The sequence below is a fragment of the Pseudoalteromonas sp. PB2-1 genome (assembly GCF_045040605.1).
GTDB classification, from domain to species: Bacteria; Pseudomonadota; Gammaproteobacteria; order Enterobacterales; family Alteromonadaceae; genus Pseudoalteromonas; species Pseudoalteromonas arabiensis.
This window is the reverse complement of the sequence record NZ_CP090668.1, coordinates 359,505-371,357: the sequence shown is the minus strand read 5'-3', so window position 1 is coordinate 371,357 and position 11,853 is coordinate 359,505. Positions and strand designations below refer to the sequence as shown.

5 protein-coding genes are annotated in these 11,853 nt (G+C 41.8%); 3 read left to right on the top strand and 2 right to left on the bottom strand.

Annotated features, from left to right (window positions below):
* Window positions 1–53 precede the first annotated feature (53 nt).
* Entirely contained in the window at window positions 54–1,139 is a 1,086-nt protein-coding gene (locus L0Z67_RS18580; RefSeq protein ID WP_062568127.1) for an efflux RND transporter periplasmic adaptor subunit, read from the top strand.
* Window positions 1,139–4,210 (top strand): efflux RND transporter permease subunit, encoded by a 3,072-nt coding sequence (locus L0Z67_RS18575; protein ID WP_237127379.1) that lies wholly within the window; start codon window positions 1,139–1,141, stop codon window positions 4,208–4,210. Before L0Z67_RS18580 ends, L0Z67_RS18575 begins: the two co-directional genes overlap by 1 nt.
* Before the next feature lie 60 nt (window positions 4,211–4,270).
* Here the strand turns inward: L0Z67_RS18575 and L0Z67_RS18570 are convergent, their stop codons facing one another.
* The gene (locus L0Z67_RS18570; RefSeq protein ID WP_237127378.1) at window positions 4,271–5,872 is read right to left on the bottom strand and encodes an amidase; all 1,602 of its coding nucleotides are present in this window, start codon (window positions 5,870–5,872) and stop codon (window positions 4,271–4,273) included.
* A gap of 311 nt (window positions 5,873–6,183) precedes the next feature.
* Window positions 6,184–8,094, bottom strand: a complete 1,911-nt coding sequence (locus L0Z67_RS18565; protein WP_392353789.1) for a methyl-accepting chemotaxis protein — start codon at window positions 8,092–8,094, stop codon at window positions 6,184–6,186.
* A 452-nt stretch (window positions 8,095–8,546) separates the two neighbouring features.
* On the opposite strand from L0Z67_RS18565, the gene L0Z67_RS18560 reads away from it, so the two are divergent.
* Window positions 8,547–11,762, top strand: a complete 3,216-nt coding sequence (locus tag L0Z67_RS18560; protein WP_392353787.1) for a TonB-dependent receptor — start codon at window positions 8,547–8,549, stop codon at window positions 11,760–11,762.
* Window positions 11,763–11,853: the final 91 nt, after the last annotated feature.

Here is an 11,853-nt window from a genome sequence, read left to right as displayed (position 1 = left end):
CTTTGCAGCGTATCCTGCATCAAATTTATGCTTTCATATCTATGGAGAAGACAATGAGATTGGCATCCGCCGTATTAATGAGCAGCGTGTTTTTGTTACTTACGGCATGTACAGAGCAAGCAGCACAAAGTGACGTTGAACAAGTTGTTCGCCCTGTTAAACTTTTCAATATAAACAGTAACTCAGATCAAGCAATCCGCAGCTTCCCCGCTGAAGTTGTGGCTAACCAAGGCTCTTATCTTGCTTTTAGAGTTAACGGAGAGTTACTTGAGTTCCCAGCACTTGCAGGTCAACATGTTGAAAAAGGAGAGCTTTTAGCCAAACTCGATCCAGAAGATTTCGAACTTCAGTATGAAGAGCGTAAAGCACGTTTTGAACTTGCTGAATCGCAACTTGAACGTGTACAGAAATTATTTGACCGCTCCATTGCCAGCCAGTCAGAGTTAGATCAAGCCACTGCCAATAAACAAGTGGCAGAATCTGCAATGAAAATTGCCAAAACCAACCTAGATAACAGTGAATTACGCGCTCCGTTTGCAGGCACTGTCGCAAAAGTATTTGTGAAAAACTTTGAGAATATCCAAGCTAAACAAAATATTCTACGACTTGAAACCCGCGACTTAATGGATGTGGTCATTCAAATACCTGAAAAGCTCATCGCTCGTATAGATAAAGACGTGCAATACCAGCCAGAAGTCGTCTTTGATGGTTATCCAGATAAATCTTATCAGCTGACAATAAAAGAGTTTGATACCCAAGCCGACCCGACTACGCTAACCTATAAAGTAGTATTTTCGTTACCTGTACCAGAAGATTTTAACCTACTTGCGGGTATGACAGGTCGTGTAGATATTGATTTAAGCAAAATCACTAGCTCACAATCAGCCTACACATTACTGCCAGTTGAAGCGGTATTCTCTGAGCCTACAGAGCCTGAAGGAAAGAATAGTTATGTATGGGTTTTTGATGAAAATAGCGGCCAAGTACATAAACGAGCTGTAAAAGTCGGGCAATTACACCGCGATGGAATTGAAGTACTTTCAGGCATCGAAAAAGGCCAAACAGTTGTCGCGGCAGGCGTTCACTTTTTAGAAGAAGGTATGAAAGTTCGTCCATGGCAAAAAGAGCGAGGCTTATAATGAGTTTTGCAGCACTGGCCATTGAACGTAAAGTCGTAAGCTGGATGTTTGCCCTGTTTCTGCTAATTGGTGGCACAGTGGCCTATTTTGGCTTAGGACAACTTGAAGACCCTGAGTTCACTTTAAAAAAAGCGATGGTGATCACCGTATACCCAGGCGCATCTCCCCAGCAAGTTGAAGAAGAGGTCACCTTTCCTATAGAAAATGCCATTCAACAACTCCCCTATGTTGATTATGTAACAAGTATTTCATCTCCTGGTAAGTCGCAAATAACCGTTGAGATGAAAAGTAGTTATCGCAAACAAGACCTACGTCAAATTTGGGATGAACTGCGCCGAAAAATTAATGATCAAGCATCGTCAATGCCTTCTGGGGTATACCCTAGCAAGATCATGGATGATTTTGGGGATGTATACGGTGTAATGTACGCCGTAACCGGTGACGGCTATTCTTATGATGAACTCAAAGATTACGTTGATTATTTAAAGCGCGAACTGGTACTGGTCGAGGGTGTGAGCAAAGTCACCATAGGCGGTGAGCAACAAGCCCAAGTAATGGTTGAAATCTCTACGCGTAAACTTGCCCAGCTGGGTATTTCACCAAACCGTATTTACCAACTGTTACAGACTCAAAATAGCGTCTCTAATGCGGGTAAAGTACGTGTGGGTGATGAATCAATTCGTTTACACCCGACGGGTGAATTCAAGGATGTTAAAGAGCTTGAAAGCCTGCTTATTTCAAAGCCAGGTGAAAACGAACTTATTTACCTAGGTGATGTAGCAACCGTGTTTCGTGAATATGCCGAAGTCCCCACCAACATCATTCGCTACAATCAACAACAGGCTTTATTGGTAGGCGTGTCTTTCAGCTCAGGCGTTAACGTTGTTGATGTAGGCATGAACATTGATGAGCACTTAGCTTCTCTAGAATACCAACGCCCCCATGGTATGGAAATTAACAGTGTATATAATCAACCTGCTGAAGTTGAAAAGTCTGTCAGTGGCTTTATTATCAGCTTACTTGAAGCTGTTGCCATTGTAATTGTCGTGCTGCTGCTCTTTATGGGCTTTAAAAGTGGTGTGTTAATTGGCGTTATTTTGCTTTTGACCGTACTGGGTACTTTCATATTCATGAAGTTATTTGCCATCGATTTGCAGCGTATTTCACTGGGTGCGTTAATCATTGCGCTCGGTATGTTGGTTGATAATGCAATTGTTGTCACCGAAGGCATACTCATCAACCTAAAGCGCGGGCAAACAAAACTACAAGCCGCAACCAATATTGTTAATCAAACAAAATGGCCTTTGTTAGGTGCAACGGTTATTGCGATTACTGCATTTGCTCCGATTGGTTTAAGCTCAGATGCAAGTGGTGAATTTGCCGGAAGCCTTTTCTGGGTGCTCTTTATTTCATTATTACTTAGTTGGATTACCGCAATTACACTTACTCCTTTCTTTGCTGATTTAATGTTTAAACAAGCGAAAGAGAAAGAACCACATCATGACGAAGACCCCTACCAAGGCGTGATTTTTAATGTGTATAAAAGTGTTCTTCACACCTCTATGCGTTATCGGAAAACCACCCTTCTGGTTATGGTTGTGATGTTAGTCAGTGCGGTGTTTGGTTTTAAATTTATAAAGCAATCATTCTTCCCAGCATCAAACACACCGATGTTTTATGTTGATTACTGGCAAACACAAGGTACTGATATACGCAGTACGATAGACGGTGTTGCTAAGCTTGAAAAATTCTTACAAGCAGACCCGCTAGTTGAGGAAATCACCACCACGGTGGGCCAAGGTGCGCCGCGCTTTATGTTGACCTACGCACCTGAAAAATCATACCCAGCCTATGGGCAATTGATTATTCGCGTAACAGATCGAGAAGCCGTTACAACCATGATCGAGAAGGTGCGAGATTATCAACACAAACATGTGCTTGACGCTCAACTAAAGGTTAAGCGCATGGAAATTGGCCCGTCGACTGATGCTAAAATTGAAGCGCGTTTTTCGGGTGCTGATCCTGTCATACTTCGTCAATTGGCTAAGCAGGCTAAAGATATACTGCATCAAGATGCAGGTGCATTTAATATTCGTGATGATTGGCGAGCACGTTCGAAACTTATCCGCCCACAGTTTAACGAGCAAAAAGCGCGTCGCTTGGGTATTGCCAAATCTGATCTAGACCAGCTACTACTCACCAGCTTATCAGGCAAGCAAGTTGGTGTTTATAAAGATGGCACACAAATGCTACCTATCATTGCTCGCTCACCTGCGGAAGAGCGTTTAAACGTTGAGAGCTTACGTGACTTACAAATTTACAGCCCTGTACTAGGTGTATTTGTGCCAGTGACACAGGTGGTTGATGACTTTGTGGTTGAGTGGGAAGACAGCCTCATCATGCGTCGCGATCGCAAACGAACTATTACAGTCATGGCTGATCATGATGTTATTGGCGATGAAACCCCAGCCAAGCTGTTCGCCCGTGTCCGTAAAGATATAGAAGCTATTGATTTACCACGTGGTTATGAGCTGCAATGGGGTGGTGAATATGAATCATCAACAGACGCCCAAAAAGCAATCTTTGGCTCATTGCCGCTTGGCTATCTAGCTATGTTTGCCATTACTGTATTGTTATTCAACTCAGTGAAGCAGCCTCTCGTCATTTGGGCAACCGTGCCGCTTGCCATTGTTGGTGTGAGCGCAGGCTTATTGCTAATGAATGCGGCTTTTAGCTTTATGGCTCTACTGGGCTTACTCAGCTTAAGCGGTATGTTAATTAAAAATGGTATCGTCTTGGTTGATCAAATAAATATTGAACTAGATAGTGGCAAAGAACCATACAAAGCGGTATTCGATTCAGGCGTGAGTCGTGTTCGTCCTGTTGCTATGGCTGCAATCACCACCATTTTAGGGATGATCCCACTGTTATTTGATGTGTTCTTCCAATCAATGGCTGTAACCATTATGTTTGGTCTAGGTTTTGCGACAATACTCACGCTTATCGTCGTGCCTGTTCTGTACACTATGCTGTTCAAAATCAAGGTGCCTAAACAGCGTCATAGCAGCTAGATACGCTCGCTTTAAGTATCCCTTGAAAAGTCGTTTTCAAGGGATACTCTACTCTACAAACTAATAGTATTTATAACCAATTAACTGCTCTATACGATAAGCAATCGCTATTAATTCTTTCTCACTTAATGAGCCACCTGTAACTGATAGCCCAACAGGCATATGATGCACTTTCCCCATGGGCAGAGTTAAGTGAGGGTACCCCGAAACAGCAGGATAACTAGAAAAGCTGCCAGTAAAGTGATCGCCATTAATGCGATCTATTGACCAAGCAGGGGTTAGAGTAACGGTAATAATGGCATCAAGGTCATGCTCCTTGAGCATTTTATCTAGACCGTCTTCTCTGGTCGCTTGGTGAACATTTTGCAATGCCTTTATGTAACTTGGGTCAGTTAACTTGGCTTTTTTCTGAGACTTCTCAAAGATCTCTTGTTGGAAATAAGGCATTTCGTGGGCTGCGTGTGTTTGATTAAATTCGATTAATTTTTTCAGTGTCAGTGTATTGTACTCATTTGGTAATTGAGCGAGGTAGTCGTTTAACGTCGCTTTGAATTCATACAGCAATACATCATAGCTATCTTGATAAAAATTAGCATAAGGCTCTGTCGATAAGCCTTCGACTAATACAGCTCCCTCTTTTTCAAGTACCTTTTTAGTCTTATTGAAAAGTAACTCAACGTGCTCATGAGCGAGTGGCGCAGCATAAAGCACGCCTAAGCGTTTTCCTTTTAGAGAATGTTTTGAAGTTTCAGGCATATAGTCATCGTTCATGCGCTCTTTGGCTATTTTTGTTGCAGCGTCTTTATCATCAACACCTTGCATCACTGAAAGTAAAATAGCTGCATCAATAACCGAACGCGTCATAGGGCCTGCGGTATCTTGCGTATGTGAAATTGGCACAATACCAGTGCGACTTAACAAACCCACTGTGGGCTTGATGCCAACGATCCCATTTGCAGAAGACGGACAAGTAATTGAGCCATTGGTTTCAGTGCCAATCGCTGCCACGCTTAAAAATGCTGCAACAGCTGCACCAGAGCCAGAACTAGAGCCACATGTAGAGCGATTTAAATCATGAGGATTACGTGTTTGGCCACCAATCGCACTCCACCCAGACGATGAACGCTCAGAACGCATATTAGCCCATTCGCTTAAGTTTGTTTTACCTAAAATAATGGCACCTGCATTTCTAAGCTTGGCGATAATCGGCGCATCTCTATGTGTAAAGTTATCTTTTAATGCCAACGAGCCTGCCGTTGTCGCCATCTCTTTAGTTTCAATGTTATCTTTTATTAACAGAGGTATGCCGTGTAGAGGACCACGTGTTTTCCCTTTGCTTAACTCTTCATCCAGTTGCTTTGCAATAGCTAAAGCGTTTGGATTCATTGCAATCACTGCATTGAGTTGCGGATTAAGTGTCTCTACTTGCTGAATAAAAAACTGTGTTAATTCAGTTGAAGTTAGCTGATTAGCTTTCATCGCTTGAATGAGTTGTGGAATAGTACTTTGTTGAACAATTTCTTTTATCGCTTGAGACTTTTGCTCTGTAACGGATGTGTTTTCGTTTGCTGATAATTTAAAACTCAAACACATTGTCATTAAAGATACGCCCAATGTTAACTTTACGAGCATGCGCCTAAACGTGTTTTTTCCTGTGTACATTTTTTGCCCCTTTTTTATAATTTTTATAGGGTTGTTCTGGCAATTACTGCTGCATTGTTCTACTTCTACGCAAGAGCAATCTACAACTTTTAACGCAGTGAGCGTCAAATTAACCCTCTAAAATGATTAAGTATTTTTGCAGATTAGTATCAGTACCGATTTATAGTCTACCCTGATTAGAATGAAGGGCGCTAGTTTTAAGGCTTTAAATATCGAAAAGTAAATAACGAATGGGTGTGGGCTGTTATGCTAAAATATGCTGAATTGGGGCAATGCTAGAGATACCCAGCATTGCTCCATTTTTAGTAGGCTTAAACCTTAAAGAAACTTATAAGTTTAACCATAGCTTGTGTTTGATTTTCCAGTAGTCGCGTTTGTTTGCTGATATCACTTAAGCTCGATGCGTTATCATCCGCAAGCGCCTTTATTTTCACAACATTCGCATCGACTTCTGCGGCAACAGATGACTGCTCTTCAGCCCCTACCGCAACTTGATTGTTGGCCTCAACGATATCGTTAATCGAATACACAATTTTCTCAAGTGATGCGGTCGAATCATTTGTTAAAGCTGCAACCATTTGCCCTTTTTCATTTGATGTTTTCATAACATCAACGACATTGTCAGCACCAAGTTTGATTGCTTCGATAATGTTGGTGATCTCGCTAATAGAGTCTTGAGTGCGCTGTGCCAGCGTGCGTACCTCGTCAGCAACCACGGCAAAACCACGCCCCTGCTCACCGGCACGGGCCGCTTCAATGGCTGCATTCAAGGCAAGTAGATTGGTTTGATCTGCTATATTGCGGATCACATCTAATATCCCTTCAATGTTAGCTGTATTTGAGCTTAAGCTTGTGACTACTTCCATCGCATTTAATAACGCATCCGCAAGCTCACTCATTGCAACATCGGTTTGACCCACCACTGCTTTAGACTGTTCTACGCCCTCTTCTGCATTGTGGCTTGTTTGTGAGGCGCCACTTGCACTTTGTGCAATTTGTAACGCGGCTGCAGCCATTTCGTTTATAGCAGTTGCGACCATGTCTGTTTCGAGTTGCTGTTGAGAAACAGAATCTGTTGCGCCCGATACTGAATTCGTTATTTGACAACTTGATGCTTCTATTTCTTTGGTGACTTGAACAACTTGATCTACAACATTACGTAACGCATTCGCCGATTCGCTTAACGCGCTATTTAACTGGCTAAACTCATCGCTGCCTGTAACCTGAATAGTTTGGCTCAGATCCCCCTTCGCTATATGAGATGCAAAATCAATAGACAGATTTAACGGCCCCATAATACTGCGAATAATCCACCAGCCAACGGAAATCGCAATGGCAAACGCAATCATCACAACTATAGCCATTATTAACTGCACGGCGTTTTCTCGCTCACTGGCAATCACTTGTTCTTCTTCAACAAGTTTTGATGCTGCCTCTGAAGCGCTGTTAGCAACACGTAACATCTCAGCTTGAATAGTATTTAATTCATCGTAAGTAGCAACCGTCGATTTAAACACTTGATAATAGTGAGTTATATCATCTAATAAGTCATTGAGTAAGGCTTGTGTACTGGCTGCAAGCATTATTTTCTTTAAACTATTAACATTACTTTTAAGTTGGCTAATTTGATTAGAAATATCGCTCTCTAGTTGCTGAGTAGGCGCAGTATTATAACGCCACACATTGACACGAATTTCCGCAAAATCGTCCCGTACTTGCTTGGCTTTTAAAAAACGACCAAACTCCGAAAAATCGGATTGATTGGTTGAAAAGTATTGCTCAATACTGTTTAGCGTCTCGTCTATGCCATTGATGACAGAATGAGCTGCTTGATTAACCTCATCGCGCGCATTGATTTGTTTTTTCTTAGCAGATACGAAACGTTCAAACAATTGCGTGAAATCGTTAATTCCCTGTTTTATTGTATTGACTTGAGTCACACTCTGCTCAACTGCCATTTGGCTTTTAGCCGCATTCAAAGTGCTAATTGCTTCTTGCGCTTCGCTCAATACTTTTTTGGTGAAATCAGGGTTTTCCTGAATCATATAATCAGCTTGAGCCAATCGTGATGTATATAAACTTGCATCAGCAAATGTGAGATTTAACATGATGTCTGTTTGTGTTGCTTGAGATTTTAATGAAAATGAAGCGTACACCCCCAACCCCAACATCAAAAACAACACAGCGGCAAACATTGCATAAAGTTTTTGTTTAATAGTCAATTTTTCGTATCCATCAATAAATTCAGTACGAAAATATTATAAACAAAGATTGATAAAAAAATGACAAAAATTTCAATAAAACTATGTTTTCATTAGAAAATAGCCCAAAAAAGGAACTCGCATATTAGCCAGCAGCAGACCCTTTATTTATAAAAACCATATAATCATTTCCAGCTATATTCATCCCATAAAACTAAGCAACTGATAATAATGCTCTTTTAAATGATCTCGCTCTGAGAAGTTTATTTTTTATTCGAAAATCGAGTGCCTAATAAGAAATTACGACCACAACATTTACTTTTTTGAAATTTATGTTAAAAATTAACAGGTGAATATAAAAACAATGTTACTTAGTATCGCATTTTTTTCACAGACAGGCATAGTCTGTAGTTATGCCTAAAATCGTTACCGTGCAACAAAGTAAATATAATAAAAATCAAAGGACTATAAACATGTCGGCATTTCAGAACAACATAACTACTTACTGTAATAAACGCACCAAGCTTAGCCTTGCCGTTTCTACCGCTCTATTGAGCCTGAGCTCATTGTCTGTTTTTGCGCAAAACGCGCCACAAAATGACAGCGATGTCATTAATGAAAAAGATGAGCAAATGGAAGTAATAGAGGTTTCTGGTATTAAGGGAAGCATTTTTAGTGCGCAAAACCTTAAACGTTACGCTGACACGGTTAAAGATGTGATAACCGCGTCGGATATTGGCGCGCTACCTGACAAATCGGTTACAGAAGCATTACAGCGTGTTCCTGGGGTAACCATCGAACGATTTGCGTCTTCAGACGATCCTAAACATTATGCTGATGAAGGAACTGGCGTACTTGTTCGTGGCCTAGACCGTGTTCGTTCTGAGGTCAATGGCAGAGATGCATTTAGCGCGAACTCTTCTGGCGGGCTAAGCTATGAAGACTTTCCTGCGGAGTTATTAGGCGCAGTGGAAGTTGTAAAAAACCAAACCGCCGACCTAACAGCAGGTGGCGTTGCGGGTACCGTAAACCTCATTACCAGAAAACCTTTTGATTCAACTGAGCAGTTAATATCATTTAATGCCAAAGCAAATTATGGCGATTTTAGAGAAGAAACCACACCCTCTTTCTCTGCGCTATTTTCAGATAACTGGGAAACACAAGCAGGTAAATTTGGTTTCTTAATCGCGGCTTCATCGAGTGAATATAAAACCCGTGGTGACGGTGTTGGTTTAGGAAACTACCACTCTCGTGGTGACTCATTTGTGCCGACTCTTGACCAATGGGGTGGTATTACGGGGGTTGATCCAAATTCACCCGTAGATGGCCCTGCACTGCCAGGACAACCTGCTGGTAGCACGTGGCATGTACCGGTAGCTATTCATATGAGCACAGCAGAAAATGATCGCAAAAGAAAAGGCTTAACAACCTCTTTTCAATGGGCAAATAGTGATGACACAATTATTGCAACCGCTGAGCATATTCGTTCAAAAGCTTCTTTAGAATGGAATGAAAGACAATTGGGTCAGGCCGCACAAGGTTTTAAAGGCTTCATGGGATCTTCTCAAAACTGGCAAGATGATAGCGAGAATGGCTACCCGCTCACAGTAGACGATAACTTTGTTACGTCGGGAATTGTACTTGGTGTTAGCCCTGAAACCCCATTCTTTTACCGTAGTCGCTGGAACCATAATGAAAATACCGTTGAAGACACTTCATTTAATTTAAAGCTCAAACCGACAGACAGATTAAGCATGGAGTTTGACTATCAGCACGTCGATTCTGAAAAAGTAGTTCATAACTACAGTATGTCGGCACAAACTCGCGGTAATCATGTTCATACGGTACTTCCTTATTACCTTGATACACGAGGCTCAAGACCAAGCGTTGAATTTTTAAGTAATAATATTTTAACTGCGGGCTGGTCACCCAATGAAGATTGGGACGGACCAGTTCCGAATACTTTTCTAGGAAGTGGTATGGAGCAAGAAGAGCACAATACCGCTAAAGCAAACAGCTATAAATTAGATTTTAAATACGAACTTGATGGCAGCTTTACCAGTGTGCAAGCTGGTGCCTATTACTCAGATAAAGACCTAACGGTACGCGATACTGCTTATGAAGGCTGGTCGGCAATCGGCACGCCATGGATACAAGCAGACCGAAATGCTGCAGCAGCTATTAACCGCCCCGAACTGTTCGAGCGTGTTGATTTCTCTGACTATTATCATGGCCAAGTACTGCAAGGCGATGTGAATAGCTTCCTTTTCCCTAGTATGGATCTGGTAAAAAATTACGCTGACTCACTTCGTCAAGGCTGCCAAGATGGTTGGCATAATGCTACCAATAGCGCAGCCAATAACGGTGTTTGCAGTGGCACCTATGTGCCTTATGAAGACAAACCTAACCGTGTTGAAGGTCCGTTTGCAGCTCATAATATTAGCTCAACCAATGAAAAACGTAGCGAGTTTTATGTGCGTGCAGACTTTGATTTTCTCGTTCAAGACCTACCTGTTGTGGGTAATGTAGGCCTGCGTTACGTGAACTACCAATTAGAGTCAACCGGTGCATTTGTACAACCCATGGAAATAAAGCGTGGCGAGCCTGGCACCTCACTAAATGAAGTAATGCAACAACCTGAATATAAACGCTACTACGATATTGCAACTGGGGAGTCTACTTTAAGTACAGTCGAAGGCACTGATTACAGTACCGTTCTACCAAGTTTTAACTTTAGCGTGGCATTAACAGATGATGTGGTTATTCGTTTTGGTGCCTCTAAAGCACTTTACTTCCCTAACCTGATAGATACCCGAAATATAAACATCGTAAACCTTGATTATACTCGCCGCTTACAAACCCCTGGCGCTGATTATGACGAAGTTAATAATCCTGTTGTAGCTTTGGATGATATTGAACTGACAGCCCTATCTGGCAATCCCAATTTAAAACCTGAAAAGTCAATCAATACAGACCTTTCTGCTGAGTGGTATTTTGCCCCTGCCGGTTACGTTACTGTTGGTTTATTCCATAAACGACTCGACGACATAATTCGCAGCCGTGCATTTGATTTAAATGCAAACTTCAATGGCGAAGACTATGCGATTTCGGCCTACGGACCAGCCAATACAGGTTCAGGTACTATTCGTGGTGCTGAATTCGCTTACTCTCAATTTTACGATATGCTGCCAGGTGCATGGAGCGGACTTGGTTTACAATTTAACTACACCTACATCGACCAAAACGGCTTAGAAGATCCTAATGAAGTATCGACCGGCACACTCGGGTTTGATGAAAACGGTAACCCAATCACTGACAACCGAAATACATTCCGTGTATTTAGTGGTTTGCCACTTCAAGGCTATTCAGACCAAAACATGAATATTGTCGGTATGTACGAGTACGAAAACATTTCGTTTCGTCTAGCTTATACTTGGCGCTCAGAATACCTGTTGACCTTAAGAGAGTCAGAAGAGTACGTGCCAGCCTATGTAAAACCAGCAGGCATGATGGATGCGAGCATTTACTACACGCTGAATGAACATTGGAAAATTGGTTTCGAAGCAAGTAATTTACTCGACACAGAAACTAAAACAGAATATCAAATGGACCAAGCAGGCACCCGCACAGATGCCCTAAGCTTTACGACTGACCGTATTTACGCACTTAGCGTGCGAGCTACTTTTTAATTAATGTTAGCCCATCTAGTATTGATTAGATGGGCTTTTAAATTGTAAAAGTTTTAAGCAAACTTATGGGATTACACATACCGGTCGATGT

Excerpts from the sequence above, each read along its gene's own strand:
- L0Z67_RS18575 (WP_237127379.1), top strand. The coding sequence starts at position 1,139 with ATGAGTTTTGCAGCACTGGCCATTGAACGTAAAGTCGTAAGCTGGATG.
- L0Z67_RS18570 (WP_237127378.1), bottom strand. The coding sequence starts at position 5,872 with ATGTACACAGGAAAAAACACGTTTAGGCGCATGCTCGTAAAGTTAACA.
- L0Z67_RS18560 (WP_392353787.1), top strand. The coding sequence starts at position 8,547 with ATGTCGGCATTTCAGAACAACATAACTACTTACTGTAATAAACGCACC.
- L0Z67_RS18580 (WP_062568127.1), top strand. The coding sequence starts at position 54 with ATGAGATTGGCATCCGCCGTATTAATGAGCAGCGTGTTTTTGTTACTT.